The sequence below is a fragment of the Microbacterium paraoxydans genome, assembly GCF_019056515.1.
In the GTDB taxonomy this organism is placed as follows: Bacteria; Actinomycetota; Actinomycetes; order Actinomycetales; family Microbacteriaceae; genus Microbacterium.
Genome location: NZ_CP064873.1, coordinates 954314 through 976345 on the forward strand (window position 1 = coordinate 954314; position 22032 = coordinate 976345).

The following is a 22032-nucleotide window of genomic DNA, read 5'->3' on the forward strand; positions in this document are numbered from 1 at the left end:
CATTGTGCGTCGTATCCGAAATCATATATCATCGTCTCACCCCTCGGCAAGCGGATCGGATTCACGTCCGGGCGCGCCGTGACAACGCGGTCACAAGCACAAAGGAGACACCCCATGAGCGGGCAGTCACAGGGTGGGTTCACGCCCACCGGAACCATCGCGACGGCGGCCGACCGGCGTCGTGTCGTCTTCGCCACCGTCGTCGGGACCACCGTCGAGTGGTACGACTTCTTCATCTACGCCACGGCGGTCGGGCTGGTCTTCGGACAGCTCTTCTTCGCGCCGCTCGGCGCCAACAGCGCTCTCGTCGGCTTCGCCACGGTCGGTGTGAGCTTCCTCTTCCGGCCCCTCGGCGCGTTCCTCGCCGGCCACTACGGCGACAAGCTCGGCCGCAAGGCCGTGCTGATGTGGACGCTGATCCTCATGGGGGCCGCGACCGCCCTGATCGGTCTGCTCCCCACGTACGAGACCATCGGCGTCATGGCGCCGATCCTCCTCGTGCTGCTGCGCATCGTGCAGGGCATCTCGGCCGGCGGCGAGTGGGGCGGCGCGGTGCTGATGGCCGTCGAGCACGCCCCGCGCAAGAAGCGCGGCATCTTCGGCGCCTCCCCGCAGATCGGCGTGCCGCTCGGCCTGCTGCTCGCGTCGGGGGTCATGGCGCTGATGACCGTGATCGCTCCGGGGGACCAGTTCCTCGCCTGGGGCTGGCGCGTGCCGTTCCTGCTGAGCGTCGTGCTGATCCTCGTCGGCTACTACGTCCGCCGTCGCGTGGAGGAGAGCCCGGTGTTCGCCGAGCTCGCCGAGCGCAAGGAGAAGGCGAAGATGCCGATCGTGCAGCTCTTCCGCAAGCACCTGCTGCTCGTCATCATCGCCGCCCTCGTCTTCGCCGGGAACAACGCCGTGGGCTACATGACCACCGGCGGCTACATCCAGGGCTATGCCACGAACCCCGAGGGGCCCATCGGCCTCGAGCGCGGGCCCGTGCTGTGGGCGGTCACCGGATCGGCCGTCACCTGGCTGCTCACCACGCTGCTGGCCGGCTGGGTGTCCGACCGCATCGGCCGTCGCACGACCTACCTCATCGGCTGGGTGCTCCAGCTCGTCGGCGTGTTCACGCTGTTCCCGCTCGTCAACACCGGCGAGGTGGGGCTGCTGTTCGCCGGTCTCGCGATCCTCACGATCGGCCTGGGCTTCACCTACGGGCCGCAGGCGGCGCTGTACACCGAGCTGTTCCCCGCGAGCATCCGGTTCTCCGGCGTCTCCATCTCGTACGCGATCGGCGCGATCGCCGGTGGCGCCTTCGCGCCCACGATCGCGACGTTCATCGTCGATCAGACCGGCTCCACCGAGGCGGTCACCTGGTACCTCGCGGGCATGACCCTCCTCGGCCTCGTCGCCACGCTCCTGCTGCGCGACCGCTCGGGCATCCCGCTCGGTCCGGACCACGAGGAGGAGCAGTCCGTCAGCCCGATCCGCGGGCTCGCGAAGGCCTGACCTCCCTGCCACGAGAGCGCACGTCCCTGAGGGGCGTGCGCTCTCGTGTGTTCCGGCTCAGCCCTCGAGGGCCTCGCGGATGAGGTCGGCGGAGCGCCGGAGGCGCGCGGCGACCTCCCCGTCGTCCAGGTCGGTCGCGACGTGCACGACCGCGATCGCGGCGGGACGCTGGCCGCGCAGACGCAGCGGGACGGCGACGGACTGGACCGTGGGGATGACCTCGTCGTGGCTCGTGGCGTAGCCGCGCGCGGCGGCGCTGTCGACGTCGGCGCGCAGGGCGGGGGAGATGGCGACGGGAACCTCCGCGCCGTCGAGCTGCGCGAGGATCGCCTTCCCTGGGGCGCCGACCGTGACGGAGTGCCGCGCGCCGGGCCGCTGGGCGACGCTGGCGACGGCGTGCCGCGGCTCGACGCTGGCGAGGGTGATGCACTCGGCCCCGTCCAGGACGGCGAGGAAGCAGGTCATGCCGAGCTCGTTCGCGATGGCGGTGAGCTCCGGCAGGGCCTCGGCCTGGAGGTCGTGGGCGACACCGGCGGCGAGGGCGGCCATGCGAGCGCCGAGGCTCACGGCGCCGCTCGCGTCGCGGGTGACGAGACCGTGATCCTCGAGGGTGCGGAGAAGCCGGTAGGCGATGGAGCGATGCACCTCGAGGCGTCCGGCGATGTCGTCGATGGTCAGCGCACCGCGGGCGTCGGCGAGCACCTCGAGGATGCGGATGCCGCGGCTCAGCGTCTGCGAGGCGGGGGCGGCGGGGCGCTCGGACATGGCTCTCCTTGCGATGCGCGAGGCACCGGTCTAGGCTGTGTTCAATAGTAGAACACTGTGTTCGAATATAGAACACAGTGTTCCTGGACGCAACACCCGACGAAGACGTCCGGAAGGAATCGACGACGATGCAGTTCCACCACCACGGCTATGTGTCCGGAGACCCGCGCGTGCAGGACGCCGCCGGCACCGGGATCGACCGCCCCGCCGCCCTGCCCGACGAGGTCGACGTCCTCATCGTCGGCTCCGGGCCCGCGGGCATGCTGCTCGCGGCACAGATGTCGCAGTACCCCGACATCACGACCCGCATCATCGAGAAGCGCGAGGGCCGCCTCGTCCTCGGACAGGCCGACGGCATCCAGCCCCGCAGCGTGGAGACCTTCCAGGCCTTCGGCTTCGCCGAGCGCATCATCGCCGAGGCCTACAACATCGGCTGGATGAACTTCTGGGGCCCCGACCCCGAGCACCCCGATCAGATCGTGCGGACCACCCGCACCGCCGACTACGCCTACGACATCTGCGAGTTCCCGCACCTCATCGTCAACCAGGCCCGCGTGCTGGACTACTTCGCCGAAGCGGCGGCCGACGGCCCCGGACGGATCGTGCCGGACTACGGCGTCGAATTCCTCGGGCTCACCGTGCATGAGGAGGGCGAGTACCCGGTCGAGGTGCGCGTCCGCCATGTCGGCGAAGCCGACGAACGCGTCGTCCGGGCGAAGTACGTGGTGGGCTGCGACGGCGCCCGGAGCGGCGTGCGTCAGGCGATCGGACGCACGCACGTCGGCGCGAGCGCCGCGCACGCCTGGGGCGTCATGGACGTGCTCGTCAACACCGACTTCCCGGACTGGCGCACCAAGTGCGCGATCAACTCGAAGGCGGGCAACATCCTGCACATCCCGCGGGAGGGCGGCTACCTCAGCCGCATGTACATCGACCTCGGCGAGGTCGCGGCGGACGACGACCACCGCGTGCGCCAGACGCCCATCGAGGAGATCATCCGGCGCGCCAATGCGATCCTCCACCCCTACACGCTCGATGTGAAGCAGGTCGCCTGGCACAGCGTCTACGAGGTCGGCCACCGTGTGACCGACGGCTTCGACGACGTCGACCCCGGCGTCGACCGCAGCCCGCGCGTCTTCCTCACCGGCGACGCCTGCCACACCCACAGCGCCAAGGCCGGCCAGGGCATGAACGTGTCGATGCAGGACGGGTTCAACCTCGGCTGGAAGCTCGGTTCCGTGCTGAGCGGCCGTGCGCCCGAGTCGCTGCTGGCCACGTACGGCGCCGAGCGTCGTCCCGTCGCGCAGCAGCTCATCGACTTCGACCGCGAGTGGTCCAGCCTCATGGCGCGCAAGCCCGAGGAGATCTCCGACCCGAACGAGCTGGCCACGTACTACCTGGCGACGGCCGAGTTCCCGTCCGGGTTCATGACCCAGTACACGTCCTCCATGATCACCGGCACGGACGCCCACCAGGCGCTCGCCGTCGGGTACCCGCTGGGCAAGCGCTTCAAGTCGGCGGAGGTCGTGCGGGTCGGGGACGGCAACGTCGTCCACCTCGGACACCACGCGAAGGCCGACGGCCGGTGGCGGGTCTACGCGTTCGGCGACCGGACCGGCGAAGCGCTCGCCGCGTGGGCGGAGATGGCGGCGCCCGTGTTCGCACGGTTCACCCCGGCGGACGCCGACGCCGACGCCGTGTTCGACGTGAAGGCCGTGTATCAGCAGCCCTTCGAGGAGGTCGAGGTCACGACGACGCCCGAGCTCTTCCAGCCGAAGACCGGCCCGCTCGGACTCACCGACTGGGAGAAGGTCTACGCGGCCGGCCCGAGCAAGTGGTGCGGCACGGACATCTTCGAGGCGCGGGAGCTGTCCCGTGACGGCGTCGTGATCGTCGTGCGCCCGGACCAGTACGTCGCCGCGATCCTCCCGCTGGACGGGGTGGACGGCGTGGACGAGCTGGCGGGCTTCCTGGACGGGGCGCTGCTTCCCGCGCGCTGAACCTCGGCATGACACGTGTCATGCCGAGGAGATGACACCGCCCTCCGGACGGCCGCGCGCTCCGGCGCGAGGCTGGAGGCATGAACGAGACATCCGTGCAGGAGGCGGCACCGCGCGTCGCGTCGTCCTCCGCGTCCCCCGCCGTCGATGACGGACCCGTGGCGCTGGAGCTGATCGACGTGCGCAAGCACTTCGGCACCGGCGAGCGCCGCGTGCCGGCCGTCGACGGTGTCGACCTCTCCATCCGGCGCGGCGAGGTGGTCGCCCTGCTCGGCCCCAACGGCGCGGGCAAGACCACCACGCTCGACATGCTCCTCGGGCTCACCGCCCCCAGCAGCGGGACCGTGCGCGTGCTCGGGGCGGCTCCGGAACGGGCCACCGCGAACGGGGCCATCGGAGCCGTGCTGCAGACCGGGGGCCTGCTCGGCGACCTCACCGTCGGCGAGACCGTGCGGCTGATCGCCTCGCTGTACGGGCGGGAAGCCCTCGCACGCGTGCCGGAGGTGATGCGCCGTGCCGACCTCGCCGGTCTCGCGCGCCGCCGGGTGTCCAAGTGCTCGGGCGGCGAGCAGCAGCGCGTGAAGTTCGCGCTCGCGATGATCTCCGATCCCGACATCCTCGTGCTCGACGAGCCGACCGCCGGTATGGACGTCACCGCGCGGCGCCACTTCTGGGACGTGATGCGTGCCGACGCGGACGCGGGGCGCACGATCGTGTTCGCCACGCACTATCTGGAGGAGGCGGAGCAGTTCGCCCGCCGCACGGTGGTCATGCATCGGGGCGCCGTCGTCGCGGACGCGCCCACCGCCCTGCTCCGTGCGAGCCTGGGCGAGCGTACGGTCTCGGCCACCGTGCCCGACGTGTCGGACGCGCTGGTCGCCGCCCTGACCGCCGCGGAGGGCGTGACCGGTGTGCGCGTCGACGGGGACCGCCTCAGCCTCCGCGCCACCGACTCCGACGCCGCCGCCCGGCTGCTGCTCGACGGGGGAGCGCGCGACCTGGAGATCGCCGCCCCCACGCTCGAGACCGCCTTCACCGCCCTCACGGAGGACTGACATGACCACGACCGTCTCGCCCACCATGCTGCGCATCGAGGGGCTGCGCCAACTGCGCAACCCCTACACGCTCGCCTTCACCCTCGCCATGCCCGTGGCCATGTACCTGCTCTTCGGTGCGGGCATGGGGTACGGCACGCTCTCCGCCGGCAACGGCAACGTCTCCTTCTCCGTGATGGTCTCGATGGCGGCCTACGGCACCGCGGTGGCGATGAGCTCGCTCACCTCGCTCGCGGCCACCGAGGCCAAGCAGGGGTGGGGAAGGCAGCTCGCGATGACGCCGCTGACGACCACCGGGTACGCCCTGACGAAGCTGCTCACCGCCGTGTCGTTCGCCGCGCTCGCCCTCGTCGCGGTGTTCGTCGCCGGGCTGCTCACCGGCGCGGAGGCGGACGGCGCCTGGCGGTGGGTCGTGACCGCCGCCCTCATCCTCGGCATCGGCCTCATGTTCGGCCTCTACGGGCTCGGGTTCGGCCTGTTCTTCGGCTCCGACTCCGCCGCCGCGCTCGCGTCCATCTCGATGACCTTCTTCGCCTTCTTCGGCAACGTGTTCATGCCGCTCGACGGCGTCATGCTCGACATCGCCCGATTCACCCCGTTGTACGGCTTCGTCGCCCTGAGCCGTTGGCCGCTGACGGAGGGCGTGCTGACGACGGGGCAGACGGATGAGCTGTGGATGCTGCTCCTCAACGTCGCGGTCTGGCTCGTCGTCTTCGCGGTGCTGGTGACGGTGGGCGTGCGGCGCTCGCGGTCACGACGGTGAGCGCCCCGGCGCGACAGTAGGTTGGACGGATGACGATGCAGGAAGGCCGGGAGGCGGACGCCCGATCCGGGACGGGCAAGGACCCCTGGGCGCGGTTCGGCTGGCTGATGGCGGTCGTCTGGCTCGTGTTCCTGATCTATCCGGTCCTTGCGTTGCTCGCCTCCGCCGCTCCGCCGGCGTGGGTCGTCACGGGGTGGGTGGCGCTGGTCGCGTTCATCGTCCTCTATGTGACGGGGTTCCTGCACGGCATGCGCGGCGGAGGCGGCCTCGGTCGCACCCCCTCGCGGCGACAGTGGATCACGTTCGCCGCGCTCATCGCGTGCGCGCTGGTCACGATCCCCGCCGTGGGCGGGTCGGCGCTGAGCTTCCTGCCGTTCATCATGTCGTTCGCCTCGTACGGACTGACCCGTGCTTGGCACTGGATCACGACCATCGCCGCGCTCGTGGTGGCGGCCGGCTGCGTCTTCCTCATCCCCGACAACCTCTCCTACCTGTCCGTCCTCGCGATCGTCGCCCTCCTCGGCGTCGTGAACACGGTCTCGACCTGGCTCATCGTGCGCTCGGCGGAGGCGGAGCGGCTGGGCAGGGAGCTGGCGACCAGCGAGGGGCGGGAGGCCGTGGCGCGCGACGTGCACGACCTCATCGGCCACTCGCTGACGGTCGTCGGACTCAAGGCCCAGCTCGTGCGGCGGCTGATGGACTCCGACCTGGAGCGCGCCAAGGCCGAGCTCGCCGACATCGAACGTCTGACCGCGGAGGCCATCGCCGGAGTGCGGCAGACCGTCGCCGGTGCGCGGGCGACGACCCTCGTCGAGCAGCTCGCGTCGACCGAGGACTCGCTGCGCGCCGCGGACATCGCGCTCGTCGTGGACGGGACCCCGGACGCCCTCTCGCCGGTCCAGGCGATCACGGCGAGCTGGATCCTCCGCGAGGCGACGACCAACACGCTGCGGCACTCCGGTGCCGCGGCCGTCCGTGTGCGCATCGCTCCGGGCGTGCTCACCGTGGAGGACGACGGTGTCGGGCCCGCGTCCGCGACCGGGCATCGCGAGGGCAACGGCATCCGGGGGATGCGGGAGCGCGCGGCGGCGGCCGGCGCCGGGTTCGCCGTGCGGCCAGGCGAGGCGGCGGGCACGCGGGTGGAGGTGACGTGGTGACGGCGGCCCCGACGGTTCCGATCCGGCTGCTCATCGCCGACGACCAGGCCCTCGTCCGCGGGGCGCTCGGGGCCCTGCTCGACCTGGAGCCGGATCTCGAGGTGCAGGGCCTGGCGGCGGACGGCGCGGAGGCGCTGCGCCTGGCGGAGGAGCTGCAGCCGGACGTGTGTCTGATGGACATCCAGATGCCGGGGGTGGACGGCGTCGAGGCGACGAAACGGATCCGCGCGGCCAGCCCGCAGACGCGCGTGCTCGTGGTGACCACGTTCGCGCGACCCGGGTACCTGCGCGCGGCGCTCGACGCCGGGGCGAGTGGGTTCGTGGTGAAGGACACCCCGGCCGAGGAGCTCGCCGCGGCCGTGCGCCGCGTGCACGCCGGACTCCGGGTGCTCGATCCGAAACTCGCCGAGGAGAGCCTGTTCGAGGGAGCCAACCCGCTGAGCGACCGGGAGCGGCAGGTGCTGCGGCTGGCCGCCGACGGACGATCCGCGGCGGCCATCGCGGCGGAGGTCTTCCTGTCGGCGGGCACGGTGCGCAACCACCTCTCCGCCGCGATCGGCAAGACCGGCGCCGAGAACCGGGCGCAGGCGGTGCGGATCGCGTCCGACAAGGGCTGGCTCTGACGCCTCTGGCGGGTGTCGGAGGCCGCGCGTACTGTGAGGGCCGACGGGTGACGGAGCCCGACAGGAGGAGTGCGTGATGGACTGGAAGATCGAACTCATCTTCGTGCCGGTCAGCGATGTCGACCGGGCGAAGGACTTCTACGTGAAGATCGGTTTCCACGCCGACCATGATCAGGTGCCGTACGAGGGCCTGCGCTTCGTGCAGATGACCCCGCCGGGATCGGCCTGCTCGATCGCCTTCGGCACGGGGCTGACCAGCGGCTTGGAGCCCGGGCAGCAGAACACCATCCAGGTGGTCGTCCCCGACGCCGACGAGGCTCTCGCGCACCTGAGGGGTCTCGGCGTGGAGGCCGAGGGCGTGGACGAGCAGGACTGGGGCCGTTTCGTGCGCTTCGACGACCCGGACGGCAACACCTGGACCCTGCAGGAGCTCCCGGACTACAGCGCCCAGGGGTGACGACGGTCCCCGGGCCGGGTCTAGGGATGGGGTCGGGTCCGGTTCGGATTCGTCCCGGGTCTGGTTCGGTTCCGGGGGCTGGGGGTCCTGTGCGGTCACAGATGCACGACCTCGGGACGCATGCACGACCGGCGACAGTGTCTGGTCGTGCAGATGGAACGGGGTAGTGCATCTGTAGGCGGGCTCGGGACGCGGGTCCCCGTCGGGGCGGAGACGTACGACCTGGGGACGAGTGCACGACCGGGTGACGGATGCACGACCAGGGGACGAGTGCACGACCCGGGTGACGGATGCACGACCGGGTGACGGATGCACGACCGAGGGTGGGTATCGGTCGTGCGGGCGGAACCGGGGCGTGCGGGCCGAACCGGGGACGTCCGCGCGGAACCGCGTCGTGCGGGTGTGCCTGAGCCCGGGGGTAGGTCCGGAGTCGGGAGACGGGTGCACGACCGGGCGACGGACGCACGACCTGGGATGTGTATCGGTCGTGCGGGCGGAACCGGGTCGTGCAGGCGGTCCGGGATCAGGGAGGTCCGGGGGGTCAGGGGAGGCGGGTGGCCCCGCCCGAGACGACGAGGCCGCCGGAGGCCGGGATCGCGACGCGGAGTTCGCTCGGGCGACCGACGTGGGCGCCCTGATGGATCCGGACGGTGTCGCCCGGATAGCCCTGGGCGCGGAGATAGGCGCCGACCGAAGCGGCCGCGGACCCCGTCGCGGGATCTTCGGTGATGCGCCCCACGGGGAAGAGGTTGCGGGCCTGGATCTCGGCCGGATCCTCGGCGTGCAGCACCGTCACCGTGCCGTGCCAGCCCTGCGCGCGCATGAGAGTGGCGACCTCGGCGGGGGAGAAGCGGAACTGGTGGAAGAGCTCCCGGTCGGCGACGAAGACGATCGGATGCCAGTTGCCCGCGAACGCCTCACGGACCGGGAAGCGCGGGTCGACATCGGCCGGCTCCATCCCCAGCAGCGCGAGGAGGCGGTCACGCACGACGTGGTCGAGGTCGCGGACCTCCGGCTCGACACTCGTGAACGACACCGTGACCCGGCCGTCCGCGTCCGCGAAGGACTCCATCGACACGTCTCCGGCCGCGGTCGCGAACACGACCGTCCCCGGACCCTGCCGCTCGGCGAGGGCCACCGCGGTCGCGACGGTCGCATGCCCGCAGAACGGCACCTCCGCAGCCGGCGACCAGTAGCGCACGCGGAAACGGGAGCCGTCCGCCGCGGCGTCCTGCACGAACGCGGTCTCCGAGTAGCCGACCTCGGCCGCGATCCGCTGCATGTCCGCCTCGTCGAGCCCGTCCGCGTCGAAGACGACCCCGGCGGGGTTGCCGCCGTCCGGCGTCGCGGCGAAGGCGCTGTAGCGCAGGACCTCAGGAGCATCCGTCATTCCGGGAGCCTATCGGCCCGCACAGGTCAGGAGTTCACGCGGATGATCTCCTGCTGGTACGGCGCGATCACGTCGCCGGAGATCCGGAGGTCGAGGACGAGGAAGCGCCGGGTCGCCGGGTCCTCCTCGGACCACGCGGCGAGGCGATCCAGGTCGTCCAGCGTCCGCACCACGACGCCCTCGGCGCCGACCGCCGCCCCGAACGCGGCGAAGTCGACCTCGGGGATGCGCATCGGACCCTCGGCCAGGCCCTTCAGCCCGTAGAGGTTGACCTCGGCGCCGTACGCGGCGTCATTCCAGACCACGGCCATGCCGCGTCCGCCCGCCGCCCGGACGGCCGATTCGAGGTCGGCGATCGCCATGAGCCCGCCGCCGTCGCCCGAGGTGAGCACGATGGTCGCGTCCCGACGGGCGAGGGCCGCACCCACCACGCTGGGCCAGCCCTGTCCGATCGACTGGAACGCGGTGCCGATCATCATCATCCGGTCGGGCGCGGCCACCGGCCAGTACATGTTCGCCCAGCCGATGAAGTGCCCGCCGTCCGACACCACGACGCGGTCTTCGGGGAGGAGCTCGGCGATCCGGCGCGCGGCGGAACGCGGGTCGAGGCGGCCGTCCGGCGCGAGCTCGTCTCCCGGCTCGTACGCGCGGGCCGCGGCGACATCGACCGTCTCCCGCCACGGGCGGGCGGGCACAACTGCGGAGTCCGCGCCCGACACGCCGCCGGAGTCGGGGGCCGCCCCGGCGAGTCCGGCGGCATCTCCGAAGTCATGTCCGGAGGAGAGGCGGGTGACGAGGGCCTCGGCGGCGAGGCGGGCGTCGGCGCGGACGAAGCCGCCGACGTGGGCGTGCGTGGCGGCCGGAGCGGTGTCGATCTGGTACACCCGGGTGCCCGGGGCGAACAGGTCGCCGAAGCGCATCGTGAACTGGTTCAGGCTCGCGCCGAAGACCACCGCGACGTCCGCGGTCCGCACGAGCTCCATCGCCCCCTCGGCGCCGAAGCCACCGGTGACCCCGAGGTCGTACCGGGCGTCCGGGAAGATGCCGCGGCCGAGGGCGGAGGAGGCGGTGAGGGCCCCGGTCTGCGCGGCGAGGGCGCCGAGAGCCTCGCCCGCGCCGGCCAGCCACGCCCCGCGCCCGGCGAGGAGGAACGGACGCTCGGCGTCGCGCAGGGCGGCGGCGATCTCATCCAGCATGCCCTCGGCGAAGTCCCCGCGCGGGGCGAGCGGCGCGGGGAGCCGGGGAGCCGGCGCCGTCGGCACCGCGCCGGCCTCGAGGGCGGCCACGTCATAGGGGATGGCGAGCACGACGGGCACGCGATAGGTGAGGGCGTGCTCGACGGCGATGACGGTGGTCGCAGCGGCATCCGTCCGCCCGACGGTGTAGGTGCGGGCGCCGACGGCCGAGGCCAGAGCGATCTGGTCCACGTCCCACGGCCGCGGCCCCGATGTGGGCTCGTCACCGACGACGAGGACGAGCGGCACGTGCGCCTGCACGGCCTCGGCCAGCGCCGTGATCGTGTTCGTGAAGCCGGCGCCGTAGGTGGAGGTGCCCGCGGCGATGCGGCCGGAGGCGCGGAAGTGCGCGTCGGCGGCGACGACCGCGCCCTGCTCGTGACGGACGGCGGTGAAGGTGGCGTCGGTCTGCGTCTCGAGGGCGTCGAGGAAGTAGGCGTTGCCGTTGCCCATGACGCCGAAGACGGCATCGACGTGCTGGGCGAGGGTGAGGGCGACGTGCGCGGAGACGGAGGGCATGGAGAAGCCTTTCGAGACAGGGACGGAGAAGGGGGATCCGTATGTGTCTCGCCCTCGCGGCGATGCGAGGTGCTTCGTGCCTCTTTTTCAGGCACCGGCGGGGCCGGACCTGCTCAGTCTAGCGGCGGCCCGGACGGAGCGGATGCGCGAGAATGGACCGATGACGGATGCATCGATCGAGCGCGAGACGCTCACGTGGGACGGCTTCGGCGCGGCGACGCGCGATCTGGCGCGGGACATCATCGCGACGGGCTTCGAGCCGGAGGTCGTGGTGGCGATCGCGCGCGGCGGCCTGCTCCCGGCCGGCGCCATCGCGTACGGACTCGGCGTGAAGAACTGCGGCGCCATCAACGTCGAGTTCTACACCGGCATCGGCACCGTGCTGGACGCCCCGGAGGTGCTGCCACCTGAGCTCGACATGGCCTACCTCGACGGCCGCCGCGTGCTGCTCGTGGACGATGTCGCCGACTCCGGTCGCACGCTGGCGCTTGCGGTGCAGCTGCTGCAGGAGAAGGGCGCCGACGTGCGCTCGGTCACGATCTACACGAAGCCCTCGACGATCATCCAGCCGGACTTCGCGTGGAAGGACACCGACCTCTGGATCGACTTCCCCTGGTCGTTCCGCGGCACCGTGCGTCAGGAGGACGAGGGACTGCCGCCCACGGCCTGATCAGGAGTCGTCCGCCGCGCCGCGCCGCAGGGCCAGGAGGGTCTGGATCGTGTCGGCCTCCGCAGCGGTCTTGTCCGGGCGGTAGCCCTTGACCCTGGCGAAGCGGAGGGCGAGGCCGCCGGGGTAGCGCGGGGACCGCTGCACGCCGTCGATCGCGATCTCGACCACGAGCTCCGGCCGGAGGAACACCGTGGACGCGGAGCGATGGGTCTCGTGCGCCGGGAACTCGTCGGTCTGCCACTGCAGCAGCGCGTCGGTGAGGCCCTTGAAGGTCTTGCCCACCATCACGAAGCCGCCGGGGTCGCCGAAGTCGCCATCCGGGTCCCGTGCGCCGAGGTGCAGGTTCGACAGCCGTCCGCGCCGTCGCCCCGACCCCCACTCGGCGCCCAGCACGACGAGGTCGAACGTGAGGACCGGTTTCACCTTGACCCAGGACTTGCCGCGGCGACCGGCGGCATACGGCGCATCCACGGCCTTCACCAGCACGCCCTCATGACCGGCCGCCAGGGCTTCGCGGGACAGGCGCTCGGCCTCCTCCGCGCTGTCGGTCACGATGCCGGGCATGCGCCACTCGCCGGCGACCTCGGCCAGGACCTCCTGACGCACCGACAGTGGCTCGTCCAGCAGGTCGCGGCCATCCACGTGCAGGACGTCGAAGAACCAGGGCCGCAGGGCGAGCTCGCGCGCGGCATCCGCACCGAACCGGGACATCGTCTCCTGGAACGGCCGGGGACCGCCGTCCTCGTCGAGCGCCAGGGTCTCGCCGTCGAGGATGACCTCCTGCGCGGGAAGGCCGCGGACGACCTCGACGATCTCGGGCAGGCGGTGGGTGACGTCGGCGAGGCTCCGCGTGTAGATGCCGACCTCGTCGCCGCGGCGGTGCACCTGGATGCGCGCGCCGTCGAGCTTGTACTCGACCGAGGCGCGTCCGGTGATCTCGAGGGCGGCCGTGGGCGTCGGCGCCGTGGCCGCGAGCATCGGGAGCACGGGGCGACCCACCCGGAGCCCGACCTCGTCGAGCGCTCCCTCGGCACCGGTGAGCGCGAGGAGCGCCGTCTCGCCGAGGTCGCCGGAGAGCATGGCGGCCCGTCGCACGGTCGCGGCCGGAGCCTCGGCGGCGCGGGCGATCGCGTCGAGCAGCACGCCGCCCAGCGCCCCGGTGCGGAGCTCCCCGAGCATGGCCCTGGTCAGGAAGTCCCATTCGGGAGCCGTCGCGCGGGCCGCGAGATCGTGCAGGAGCGCGCTGCGGACACCGGCTGATCCGGAGCCGGACGTGTGCACGAGGGTGTCGAAGGCGTGGTCGACCTCCGCGATGGTCAGGGTCGAGGTCGCGCTGTGCTCGATCGCGAGAGCGGTCAGCCCCCGCCAGCCCACGCCGAGGCGACCCTGGCGGGGCGTGGCGAGGAGCAGCCCCACGAGAGGGGCGATGTCGTCGGCATCGGCCCGGCGGAGCAGCGCGGCGATCGCCTCGATCTTGGCCAGGCGGGACGAGGTCGCGGCGACCTGGTCGGTGGTGGTGACGAGCTCCGAGAGCAGCATGCGGGCATCCTCCCACCGGGGTCGGACACCACACGAGACGGTTGACAGCGACGACCGGGCCGTGGCGTCAGCGCCCGCGGAACTCCGGTTTCCGCTTCTCCTGGAACGCGGCGAAGCCCTCGCGGTAGTCCTCGGTGTCGCACAGGGCGGCCTGCGCCGCGTTCTCGACGTCGATGGACTCCCACAGGGTGAGGCGTTCGTCGCGGATGCGGGCGACGAGCTCCTTGCTCGCCCGGAAGGCGGCCGTGGCGCCGTGGGCGGCCTTCCCCGCAGCGGCCGTCGCGGCGGCGAGCACCTCGTCGTCCGGGAAAACCTGGGAGAAGAGCCCCGAGCGCACGGCTTCCGTGCCGCTCATGAGCCAGCCCGTGTAGATGAGGTCGAGGGTCTTGTGCGGGCCGAGCCGGTCGAGGAACAGCGCGTGCCCGCCGGAGTCCAGGGTCGCGCCGAGCGCTGCGAACGGCGAGCCGATCTTCGCCGATTCCGCGACGTACACGACATCCGTCGCGATGAGCAGGCCGAGTCCCACGCCCAGACAGGCGCCGTGGGCGACGGCGAACGTCGGCGCGGGGAAGCGGGACATCCGCTGCAGCAGCGGTGTCACCCGCCCGCCGAGGTAGCCGAGCACGTCGTCGTCGCGCGGATCGACGGCGGAGATGTCCCGCCCGGCGCAGAACGCCCGCCCTTCACCGCGGAGCAGCAGCGCGCGCACCCCGGCGGCCTCGGCATCCCGGTACGCGGCGTCGAGCTCCGCGAGGGCGGCCTCGTCCAGGGCGTTGAGCTTCGCGGGGGCGTCGAGCACCACGGTGGCGACGTCGTCGGCGATGGCGAGATCGATCATCAGGAGTCCTCAGACGTCGTAGTCCACGACCACGCGGTCGCTGGTGGGATGGGACTGGCAGGTGAGCACGTAGCCGCGCTCCAGCTCGTCGGGCTCCAGGGCGTAGTTCTCGGTCATCGTGACGCTGCCCTCGATCACGCGCGCGCGGCAGGTGCCGCAGACGCCACCCGCGCACGCGAACGGCGCGTCCGGCCGCACCCGCAGTGCGGCGTTCAGCACCGACTCGCGCGCCGCGACCGGGCTCTCCACCGTCGAGGACACGCCGTCGAGGTTCACCTCGATCCGTACCGTCTTCTCGCCCGAGCGCACCGTGACCGGCCGGGCGGCCCGCACCGGTTCGTCGCCGGTCGTGAACAGCTCGAAGCGCACGTGCTCGCGGGGTACGCCCACGTCGGCCAGCACCTCCCGGCAGAGGTCGACGAGCGCGAGCGGTCCGCACAGGAACCACTCGTCCACGTCGGCCGGGTCGATCAGCGCGTCGAGGATCGTCCGCAGCTTGGGCTCGTCGATGCGGCCGGAGAGCACCGGCGCGGTCCGCTGCTCGCGGGACAGCACGTGGTGCAGCGTGAGCCTCGTCGGGTAGCGGTCCTTGAGGTCGGCGAGGTCCTCCAGGAACATCACGTCCAGCGTCGACCGGTTCGTGTAGAGGAGCGTGAACCGCGAGGTCTGCGACCGGGAGAGCACGGTGTGCGCGAGGGCCATCAGCGGCGTGATCCCGGAGCCGGCCGCGATGCCGACGACGTGCTTCTCGTCCAGGTCGTCGAGGCCGGAGGTGAACGTGCCCTGGGGGCTCATGACGTCGATGCGGAAGCCCGGGCGCAGGCCGGTCTGGGCCCACGTGGAGAACGTCCCGCCCTCGTCGCGCTTCACGGCGACGCTCAGACGGGTCGGCATGCCGTCGGTGCGGTGCTCGGGCGCCCGGCACAGCGAGTAGGAACGCCGCACCTCCACGCCGTCCAGCGTCGTGCGCAGCGCCACGTACTGCCCGGGGAGGTGGTCGTAGTCGTCGGCGAGCTCCGCGGGCACCGTGAAGGTCACCTCGACGGAGTCCTCGGTGAGCGGGCGGACGTCCTCGACCTCGAGCGTGTGGAACCGGGCACGGGTGCGCGCCCGGGCGGGGGAGGCGGGAGAGGGCGCCGGCGTCGTCGCCGGGGCCGGGGAGAACAGCGACATCAGTGCACCTTGAAGTGATCGAAGGGTTCCAGGCAGGCCCGGCACTCGTACAGCGCCTTGCACGAGGTCGAGCCGAAGCGGGAGACCTCCCGGGTGTCGAGCGAGCCGCAGCGGGGGCAGCGCACGCTGAGGGCGAGCCGGATCGGACCGGCGGGTACGGCCGCGCGGCCGCTGGGCGGCGCGATCCCGTACTCGCGGAGCTTCTGCTTCCCGGCGTCGCTCATCCAGTCGGTGGTCCACGCGGGCGAGAGCACGAGCCGCACCTCGACGTCGGCGAACCCGGCGGCCGTGAGCGCGAGGACCACATCGTCGCGGATCGTGTCCATGGCCGGGCACCCGCTGTAGGTCGGCGTGATGTCGACGACCACGCGCTCGCCGCGGAGCTCGACCGCTCGCAGCACGCCGAGGTCCTCGATCGTGAGCACCGGCACCTCCGGGTCCGGCACGGCGGCGGCGATCCGCCAGGCCTGGGCCTCCGCGTCGGCGGCGGTCCGGGTCACCATGACGCCCCCGGGTGTCGTCGCGCCAGGACCTGCATCTCGGCGAGGAGGTGGCCGAAGGGGGTCGCGTGCGCGCCGTTCCGGCCGCCCGCCGACGACCCCGGAACCTCCGGCACCGTGAGCTCGGCCTCGGCGAACACGGTGGCGATGACCGCGTCGAACGGAGCGCGGAGGGTCGACGGGCGCACGGCGACGTCGCCGAGCCGGTCGATCAGCGGCTCGTCGCGGAACAGCTCGTCGACGTACGGCCACACATCCGCGAGGGCGCGGATCATCCGCCGCCGGGACTCCTCCGTGCCGCCCGCCAGGCGCAGCACCCACTGCACGGCGTGGTCGCGGTGGTAGTCGACCTCCTTGAGCGCCTTCTCCGCGATCGCGGCGAAGGTGGGCTCGGAGCTCGCGCGGAGGGCGGTGTACAGCTCCACGAGGTAGACCGAGGCGACGAGCTGGCGCGCGATGGTCTGCGCGAAGTCGCCGTTCGGCTGCTCCATGATCCAGGCGCTGCGGAACTCCGGCTCGTCGCGGAAGTACGCCAGGTCGTCCTCGGACCGGCCGTCCCACGTGCCCGCGAAGTGCAGGAAGGAGCGCGCGTGGCCGAGCAGGTCGAGGGCGATGTTGCCGAGCGCCACGTCCTCCTCGAGCTCGGGGGCGCGGGAGATCCAGGCGCCGAGCTGCTGCGACAGGATGAGGGCGTCGTCGCCGAGCCACAGGGCGTACTCGGCGATGTCGGCGCTCGCCGCGGTCGTGCCGGCGCCCGCGAGCTCCTCGCTGAGCCGCAGCTCGTCGACGGAGACCTCGCCGTGCGCCTCCCCGTGGACGTCGCCGACTCCCTCAGCGGAGCTGGGTCCCTGAGCAGGGCTGGGTCCCTGAGCCTGTCGAAGGGTCACAGGTGCGGCACCCCCTCGGAGGCGGTGTAGTACACTGCGTGCCGGTAGTTCTTGCCGGCGGGGCTCTCGAAGTACGCCCCCTTGGCGTCGGGGTCGCTCGTGGTGATCGCCTCGGCGGGGACCGCCCAGATCGACACGCCCTCGCCCCGGCGGGTGTAGAGGTCGCGCGCGTTGCGGATGGCCATGTCGGCGTCGGGGGCGTGCAGCGAGCCGACGTGCACGTGGCTCAGCCCGCGGTTCGCCCGCACGAAGATCTCCCACAGGGGCCAGACCTCCCGGCCCTGGGTCCCCGAACTCGTCGAAGGGTCGGCTCCGGGGGTCGCCATCACGCCACCGCCCCTTCGACACGCTCCCGGCTGAGGCGGGAACGCTGCTTGCGGGCGTACTCCGCGGCGGCCTCCCGCACCCACGCGCCCTCCTCGTGCGCCGTGCGGCGGCGCTCCAGACGCTCGGCGTTGCAGGGGCCGTTGCCGCGCAGCACCTGGAAGAACTCGTCCCAGTCGATCTCGCCCATCTCGTAGCGACCGGTCTCCTCGTCGAACCGCAGGTCGGGGTCGGGGAGGGTGACGCCGAGGATCTCGGCCTGCGGCACGAGCATGCCGACGAACCGCTGACGCAGCTCGTCGTTGGAGAAGCGCTTGATCTTCCATGCCATCGACTGGGCGGAGTTGGGGGACTGGTCGTCGGGCGGCCCGAACATCGCCAGGCTCGGCCAGTACCAGCGGTCCACCGCGTCCTGCGCCATCTGCCGTTGCTCGTCCGTGCCGCGCATGAGCGAGAGCAGGATCTCGAACCCCTGGCGCTGGTGGAACGACTCCTCCTTGCAGATGCGCACCATCGCGCGCCCGTAGGGGCCGTAGGAGGCGCGGCACAGCGGTACCTGGTTGCAGATCGCGGCGCCGTCGACGAGCCAGCCGATCGCGCCCATGTCGGCCCAGGTGGGGGTGGGGTAGTTGAAGATCGACGAGTACTTCGCCTTGCCGGAGATGAGCTGCTCCATCATCTCGTCGCGGGTGATGCCGAGCGTCTGCGCGGCGGAGTAGAGGTAGAGCCCGTGCCCGGCCTCGTCCTGCACCTTCGCCATGAGGATCGCCTTGCGCTTGAGGCTCGGGGCGCGGGTGATCCAGTTGCCCTCGGGCTGCATGCCGATGATCTCGGAGTGCGCGTGCTGGGAGATCTGCCGGATGAGGGTCTTGCGATAGGCCTCGGGCATCCAGTCGCGCGGCTCGATGCGCTGCTCGTTCGCGATCAGCTCGTCGAACAGGCGTTCCTCGTCGGAGGTCTCGCCGTCCACGAGGGACAGGTCTGCGGGACTGGTCATCGTCGACTCCTCGGGCTCCGGTCCTTCTTTACTGACCGATCGTTAGGTAATTCTGACACACGCGACGGCCCGATTCAACAGGGCGTGTCAGCGGGAGCGCGAGATCAGCGCCAGCAGCGCGCGGCCGTAGGCCTCCGCCGGGTCCGGGTGCTCGAACAGCAGGGGAGCGCCGCCGAGCTCGATCTCGACGCGGAACGTGTCGGGGAGGCGGGTGAGGGCGCGGAACGTCCCGCGGAGCAGGTCGCGCAGCTGGTCCTCGCGCGGCAGCCACACCGCATCGGCGAGGGTCACGGCGTCGAGCGCCCACTCCGTCGTGCCGTTGAAGGCGAGGTCCGTGCCGGCCGGCGTCTGCCGCGCCTCGATGGTCATCGCGCTCACCGTGAAGACGTCGGCCTCGGCTTCCAGCTCCACCTCGTCGGGCAGATCGAGCTGGAACCGGTCACCCTCCGCGGGCTTCCAGTTCAGACCGGCATCGCGGAGCGCGACGGCGAGTTCGCGGGTGATCATTCCTCCACGCTACGGCCATCCCACCGGTCATCCACCGAGAGCGGGCGGCGGGCGGAGTCCTGTCCGAGGTCTGCGGCAGAGTGGAGGGCATGACCTCTCCGACCGCCGTTCCCCTCCGCGAGGCCGCCCGCGCCGCCCTCGGCGAACTCGTCGGCCGTCCCGACGTCGACTTCCACGACGGCCAGTTCGAGGCGATCGAGGCGCTGGTGGAGGGGCGTCGCCGCGCGCTCGTGGTGCAGCGCACCGGGTGGGGGAAGTCGGCGGTGTACTTCGTCGCGACCCTGCTCCGCCGCCGGCAGGGAGCCGGCCCGACCGTGCTCGTCTCCCCGCTCCTGGCGCTCATGCGCGACCAGATCGCCGCGGCCGAGCGCGCGGGCGTGCGCGCCGTGGCGATCAACTCGACGAACGCCCACGAGTGGGCCGAGGTCCAGGAGCGGCTCGCCGGAGACGACGTGGACGTCCTGCTCGTCTCGCCGGAGCGGCTCAACAACCCGGCCTTCCGCGAGGAGCAGCTGCCCGCGCTGGTGGCGCGGCTCGGCATGCTCGTCGTCGACGAGGCGCACTGCATCAGCGACTGGGGGCACGACTTCCGTCCGGACTACCGCCGACTGCGCGACCTCATCGCGCAGATGCCCGCCGACGTGCCGGTGCTGGCGACGACCGCGACGGCGAACTCCCGCGTGGTGGCCGACGTGGCCGAGCAGCTCGGGGCGCTGCCGGGTGGCACGGGTGGAGCGGAGGCGGTGCGCGTGCTCACGATCCGGGGGCCGCTCGCCCGTACCTCGCTGCGGCTCGGGGTGCTCCGCCTCAAGGACTCGGCGAGCCGCCTGGCCTGGCTGCTCAGCCACCTCGACGATCTCCCGGGCAGCGGGATCATCTACACGCTGACGGTGGCGGCGGCGGTCGACACCGCGCGGTTCCTGCGCGACCACGGCCATGACGTGCGCGCCTACACGGGGCAGACCGACCCCGAGGAGCGTGCGGAGTCGGAGGGCTTGCTCAAGCGCAACGAGGTGAAGGCCCTCGTCGCGACCAGCGCCCTCGGCATGGGGTTCGACAAGCCGGACCTCGGGTTCGTCGTCCACCTCGGCGCGCCGTCCTCACCGGTGGCGTACTACCAGCAGGTGGGACGAGCGGGGCGTGCCAGCGAGAGCGCCGACGTGCTCCTGCTCCCCGGTGTCGAAGACCGCGAGATCTGGCACTACTTCGCGACCGCGTCGATGCCCGATCGGGAGCGTGCGGAACGGGTGATCGCGGCGCTCGGCGACAGCCCGATCTCGACGCCGGCGCTGGAGGCCCTCGTCGACATCCGCCGCACGCCGCTCGAGCTGCTGCTGAAGGTGCTCGACGTGGATGGTGCCGTGCGTCGGGTGCAGGGTGGGTGGGTCGCGACGGGACAGCCGTGGACGTATGACGCCGAACGCTACGAGCGCATCGCCGCCGAGCGGGTGGCGGAGCAGGAGCACATGCTCGAGTACGAGCGCACGGACGGCTGCCGGATGGCCTTCCTGCAGCGGGCCCTCGACGACGACACCGCGGCCCCGTGCGGCCGGTGCGACAACTGCGCGGGCGTGTGGTTCCCGGCGGAGGTCGCGCAGACGGCGAGCGCACAGGCGGCCGCCTCCCTCGACCGGGTGGGCGTGCCGGTCGAGCCGCGTCGCGCGTGGCCGACAGGGGCCGACCGCCTCGACGTGCCGGTGCGCGGCCGCATCCCCGCGGGAGAGCAGGCCGACGAAGGGCGTGCCCTCGCCCGGCTCACCGACCTCGGCTGGGGCGGCACGCTGCGCGAGATCTTCGCGGCAGGTGCCCCGGACGCGCCGATCAGCCCGGCGCTGCTGCAGGCCTGCGTGCGCGTGCTCGCGGGGTGGGGCTGGGCGGAGCGGCCGGTGGCTGTTGTCGCGATGCCGTCGCGGTCGCATCCGCAGCTCGTCGACTCCCTCGCCCGCGGGCTGTCCGAGATCGGGCGGCTGCCCTACCTCGGCGCGCTGGAGTGGCGCGGCGGAGGGCCTTCGGGGCAGGCGGGCGGGAACAGCGTGTTCCGGCTCGCGGGGGTGTGGGACCGCTTCGACGCGGCGCATCTCGAGGTCCCCGCCGGCCCGGTGCTGCTCGTCGACGACCTCATCGACAGTCGCTGGACCCTGACGGTCGCGGCGCGCACGGTGCGACAGGCCGGGGCCACGGCCGTGCTGCCGTTCGCACTCGCCCTGCGCGGCTGACCGCCGGGATCGAGGGTGGACGCGCCCGCCGTCAGTCCTCGGCGGGGGCCACGGGCGGTGGCCAGGACGTCGCGCCGAGTTCGCGGGAGATGTTCCGTGCCGTCTCGCGGAGCGCGTGCACGACGGCGTCGGATGCCGGTGCCTCCGCGGTCGGCAGCACGACGGCCACCGCGGCGACGATCGTGTTCGAGGCGTCGGCGATCGGTGCCGCGAGGGACGACTCACCGAGGACGGCCTCATCGCTCTCCGCCGCCGTCCCGCGCTCCGCGATCCCCGGCAGCTCGAGGGTCAGTCGGGCTACGTCGGTGACCGTGTCGCCGGTGAGACTGCGCAGGGGCTCGGCGAACACGCTCTGCTGGAAGCCCTGGTCGTACGCGAGGAGCACCTTCCCCATCGCGGAGGCGTGCGCGGGGACCGCCATCCCCGTCTCCAGCATCTGCGGGCTGTCGTCGGGGCGGAGGTTGTGGTGGATCACGAGGACGTCCGTGAGGTGCGGGGCGCCGAGGCGCACGGACATCCCCGTGCGTCGCGCCAACTCCTGCGTCCAGCGCATCGCCCGCGCCCGCACGTCCAGGGTGTCGAGGTACACGTTGCTCAGTCGCAGCAGGGTGGGGCCGAGCATGTACCGCTGTCCGCCGCGCTCCTTCGCGACGAGGCCGTGCGCGCGCAGCGACTTCACGAGGCCGTGCACGGTCGACGGCGGCAGGCTCAGGGCCGCAGAGAGGTCCGTGATGCCGAGGTGGCGGGCGCCCTGGAGCAGGTCGAGGATCTTCGCCGCGCGATCGATCGCCTGGATCATGCGCGTCCTCCTTCCGGTCGTCGTCGAGCCGGGTCTCCGGTCGCCGGATCGATCTTGACAACCCGGCAGGCTCCGAGCATATTCGACATTGACGAATTCCTTTCGGATTTTTGCTCGAGACTCA

The 22032-nt window shown here is 72.1% G+C and carries 21 protein-coding genes; 9 read left to right on the plus strand and 12 right to left on the minus strand.

Annotation, left to right across the window (positions count from 1 at the left end; genetic code table 11):
* Nucleotides 1-114 precede the first annotated feature (114 nt).
* On the plus strand, nt 115-1494 hold the full coding sequence (locus tag IZR02_RS04500) for an MFS transporter (RefSeq protein WP_025103813.1): 1380 nt from the start codon (nt 115-117) through the stop codon (nt 1492-1494).
* A gap of 57 nt (nt 1495-1551) precedes the next feature.
* On the opposite strand, the gene IZR02_RS04505 is transcribed toward IZR02_RS04500, so the two are convergent.
* On the minus strand, nt 1552-2259 hold the full coding sequence (locus IZR02_RS04505; RefSeq protein ID WP_025103814.1) for an IclR family transcriptional regulator: 708 nt from the start codon (nt 2257-2259) through the stop codon (nt 1552-1554).
* A 128-nt stretch (nt 2260-2387) separates the two neighbouring features.
* On the opposite strand from IZR02_RS04505, the gene IZR02_RS04510 reads away from it, so the two are divergent.
* The 6 genes from IZR02_RS04510 (at nt 2388) to IZR02_RS04535 (ending at nt 8314) form a co-directional block, all read left to right on the plus strand.
* Entirely contained in the window at nt 2388-4259 is a 1872-nt protein-coding gene (locus IZR02_RS04510; protein WP_025103815.1) for an FAD-dependent monooxygenase, read from the plus strand.
* Nucleotides 4260-4339: 80 nt separating this feature from the next.
* Nucleotides 4340-5314 (plus strand): ABC transporter ATP-binding protein, encoded by a 975-nt coding sequence (locus tag IZR02_RS04515; RefSeq protein WP_025103816.1) that lies wholly within the window; start codon nt 4340-4342, stop codon nt 5312-5314.
* A 1-nt stretch (nt 5315) separates the two neighbouring features.
* Nucleotides 5316-6077: an ABC transporter permease gene (locus tag IZR02_RS04520; protein WP_025103817.1), complete on the plus strand. Its 762-nt coding sequence runs from the start codon at nt 5316-5318 to the stop codon at nt 6075-6077.
* Nucleotides 6078-6106: 29 nt separating this feature from the next.
* On the plus strand, nt 6107-7234 hold the full coding sequence (locus IZR02_RS04525; RefSeq protein ID WP_025103818.1) for a sensor histidine kinase: 1128 nt from the start codon (nt 6107-6109) through the stop codon (nt 7232-7234).
* The gene (locus tag IZR02_RS04530) at nt 7231-7857 is read left to right on the plus strand and encodes a response regulator transcription factor (RefSeq protein ID WP_036292686.1); all 627 of its coding nucleotides are present in this window, start codon (nt 7231-7233) and stop codon (nt 7855-7857) included. Before IZR02_RS04525 ends, IZR02_RS04530 begins: the two co-directional genes overlap by 4 nt.
* Nucleotides 7858-7933: 76 nt before the next feature.
* Complete coding sequence (locus IZR02_RS04535) at nt 7934-8314, plus strand: VOC family protein (RefSeq protein ID WP_025103820.1); 381 nt, start codon at nt 7934-7936, stop codon at nt 8312-8314.
* Nucleotides 8315-8855: 541 nt separating this feature from the next.
* On the opposite strand, the gene IZR02_RS04540 is transcribed toward IZR02_RS04535, so the two are convergent.
* Nucleotides 8856-9704, minus strand: a complete 849-nt coding sequence (locus tag IZR02_RS04540) for a PhzF family phenazine biosynthesis protein (RefSeq protein WP_025103821.1) — start codon at nt 9702-9704, stop codon at nt 8856-8858.
* Nucleotides 9705-9730: 26 nt separating this feature from the next.
* Nucleotides 9731-11458 carry a thiamine pyrophosphate-binding protein gene (locus IZR02_RS04545; protein WP_025103822.1) on the minus strand — a complete coding sequence of 576 codons (1728 nt, stop codon included), beginning with the start codon at nt 11456-11458 and terminating at the stop codon, nt 9731-9733.
* 160 nt (nt 11459-11618) lie between these two features.
* On the opposite strand from IZR02_RS04545, the gene IZR02_RS04550 reads away from it, so the two are divergent.
* Nucleotides 11619-12128: a phosphoribosyltransferase gene (locus IZR02_RS04550; protein WP_025103823.1), complete on the plus strand. Its 510-nt coding sequence runs from the start codon at nt 11619-11621 to the stop codon at nt 12126-12128.
* Here IZR02_RS04550 and IZR02_RS04555 read toward each other — a convergent pair whose 3' ends face one another.
* From IZR02_RS04555 to IZR02_RS04590, 8 genes are all read right to left on the minus strand, one after another.
* Nucleotides 12129-13667: an ATP-dependent DNA ligase gene (locus IZR02_RS04555; protein ID WP_025103824.1), complete on the minus strand. Its 1539-nt coding sequence runs from the start codon at nt 13665-13667 to the stop codon at nt 12129-12131.
* 67 nt (nt 13668-13734) lie between these two features.
* Nucleotides 13735-14505 (minus strand): enoyl-CoA hydratase/isomerase family protein, encoded by a 771-nt coding sequence (locus IZR02_RS04560; RefSeq protein ID WP_025103825.1) that lies wholly within the window; start codon nt 14503-14505, stop codon nt 13735-13737.
* A 9-nt stretch (nt 14506-14514) separates the two neighbouring features.
* A complete protein-coding gene (gene paaE, locus IZR02_RS04565; protein ID WP_025103826.1) occupies nt 14515-15678 on the minus strand; it encodes a 1,2-phenylacetyl-CoA epoxidase subunit PaaE in 1164 nt (387 codons plus the stop codon).
* On the minus strand, nt 15678-16181 hold the full coding sequence (gene paaD, locus IZR02_RS04570; RefSeq protein WP_025103827.1) for a 1,2-phenylacetyl-CoA epoxidase subunit PaaD: 504 nt from the start codon (nt 16179-16181) through the stop codon (nt 15678-15680). Before paaD ends, paaE begins: the two co-directional genes overlap by 1 nt.
* Nucleotides 16175-16957: a 1,2-phenylacetyl-CoA epoxidase subunit PaaC gene (paaC, locus tag IZR02_RS04575; protein WP_231729604.1), complete on the minus strand. Its 783-nt coding sequence runs from the start codon at nt 16955-16957 to the stop codon at nt 16175-16177. The genes paaD and paaC overlap by 7 nt, the downstream gene beginning before the upstream one ends.
* Before the next feature lie 104 nt (nt 16958-17061).
* On the minus strand, nt 17062-17391 hold the full coding sequence (paaB, locus tag IZR02_RS04580; protein WP_025103829.1) for a 1,2-phenylacetyl-CoA epoxidase subunit PaaB: 330 nt from the start codon (nt 17389-17391) through the stop codon (nt 17062-17064).
* Nucleotides 17391-18386: a 1,2-phenylacetyl-CoA epoxidase subunit PaaA gene (paaA, locus tag IZR02_RS04585; protein ID WP_025103830.1), complete on the minus strand. Its 996-nt coding sequence runs from the start codon at nt 18384-18386 to the stop codon at nt 17391-17393. Before paaA ends, paaB begins: the two co-directional genes overlap by 1 nt.
* A gap of 87 nt (nt 18387-18473) precedes the next feature.
* Complete coding sequence (locus IZR02_RS04590; RefSeq protein WP_025103831.1) at nt 18474-18893, minus strand: pilus assembly protein CpaE; 420 nt, start codon at nt 18891-18893, stop codon at nt 18474-18476.
* An 89-nt stretch (nt 18894-18982) separates the two neighbouring features.
* On the opposite strand from IZR02_RS04590, the gene IZR02_RS04595 reads away from it, so the two are divergent.
* Nucleotides 18983-21109 carry a RecQ family ATP-dependent DNA helicase gene (locus IZR02_RS04595; RefSeq protein ID WP_025103832.1) on the plus strand — a complete coding sequence of 709 codons (2127 nt, stop codon included), beginning with the start codon at nt 18983-18985 and terminating at the stop codon, nt 21107-21109.
* Between the two features lie 31 nt (nt 21110-21140).
* Here IZR02_RS04595 and IZR02_RS04600 read toward each other — a convergent pair whose 3' ends face one another.
* Nucleotides 21141-21908 carry an IclR family transcriptional regulator gene (locus IZR02_RS04600; protein ID WP_025103833.1) on the minus strand — a complete coding sequence of 256 codons (768 nt, stop codon included), beginning with the start codon at nt 21906-21908 and terminating at the stop codon, nt 21141-21143.
* Nucleotides 21909-22032 lie beyond the last annotated feature (124 nt).

Excerpts from the sequence above, each read along its gene's own strand:
- IZR02_RS04500 (WP_025103813.1), top strand. The coding sequence starts at position 115 with ATGAGCGGGCAGTCACAGGGTGGGTTCACGCCCACCGGAACCATCGCG.
- IZR02_RS04505 (WP_025103814.1), bottom strand. The coding sequence starts at position 2,259 with ATGTCCGAGCGCCCCGCCGCCCCCGCCTCGCAGACGCTGAGCCGCGGC.
- IZR02_RS04510 (WP_025103815.1), top strand. The coding sequence starts at position 2,388 with ATGCAGTTCCACCACCACGGCTATGTGTCCGGAGACCCGCGCGTGCAG.
- IZR02_RS04515 (WP_025103816.1), top strand. The coding sequence starts at position 4,340 with ATGAACGAGACATCCGTGCAGGAGGCGGCACCGCGCGTCGCGTCGTCC.
- IZR02_RS04520 (WP_025103817.1), top strand. The coding sequence starts at position 5,316 with ATGACCACGACCGTCTCGCCCACCATGCTGCGCATCGAGGGGCTGCGC.
- IZR02_RS04525 (WP_025103818.1), top strand. The coding sequence starts at position 6,107 with ATGACGATGCAGGAAGGCCGGGAGGCGGACGCCCGATCCGGGACGGGC.
- IZR02_RS04535 (WP_025103820.1), top strand. The coding sequence starts at position 7,934 with ATGGACTGGAAGATCGAACTCATCTTCGTGCCGGTCAGCGATGTCGAC.
- IZR02_RS04540 (WP_025103821.1), bottom strand. The coding sequence starts at position 9,704 with ATGACGGATGCTCCTGAGGTCCTGCGCTACAGCGCCTTCGCCGCGACG.
- IZR02_RS04545 (WP_025103822.1), bottom strand. The coding sequence starts at position 11,458 with ATGCCCTCCGTCTCCGCGCACGTCGCCCTCACCCTCGCCCAGCACGTC.
- IZR02_RS04550 (WP_025103823.1), top strand. The coding sequence starts at position 11,619 with ATGACGGATGCATCGATCGAGCGCGAGACGCTCACGTGGGACGGCTTC.
- IZR02_RS04555 (WP_025103824.1), bottom strand. The coding sequence starts at position 13,667 with ATGCTGCTCTCGGAGCTCGTCACCACCACCGACCAGGTCGCCGCGACC.
- IZR02_RS04560 (WP_025103825.1), bottom strand. The coding sequence starts at position 14,505 with ATGATCGATCTCGCCATCGCCGACGACGTCGCCACCGTGGTGCTCGAC.
- paaE (WP_025103826.1), bottom strand. The coding sequence starts at position 15,678 with ATGTCGCTGTTCTCCCCGGCCCCGGCGACGACGCCGGCGCCCTCTCCC.
- paaD (WP_025103827.1), bottom strand. The coding sequence starts at position 16,181 with ATGGTGACCCGGACCGCCGCCGACGCGGAGGCCCAGGCCTGGCGGATC.
- paaB (WP_025103829.1), bottom strand. The coding sequence starts at position 17,391 with ATGGCGACCCCCGGAGCCGACCCTTCGACGAGTTCGGGGACCCAGGGC.
- paaA (WP_025103830.1), bottom strand. The coding sequence starts at position 18,386 with ATGACCAGTCCCGCAGACCTGTCCCTCGTGGACGGCGAGACCTCCGAC.
- IZR02_RS04590 (WP_025103831.1), bottom strand. The coding sequence starts at position 18,893 with ATGATCACCCGCGAACTCGCCGTCGCGCTCCGCGATGCCGGTCTGAAC.
- IZR02_RS04595 (WP_025103832.1), top strand. The coding sequence starts at position 18,983 with ATGACCTCTCCGACCGCCGTTCCCCTCCGCGAGGCCGCCCGCGCCGCC.
- IZR02_RS04600 (WP_025103833.1), bottom strand. The coding sequence starts at position 21,908 with ATGATCCAGGCGATCGATCGCGCGGCGAAGATCCTCGACCTGCTCCAG.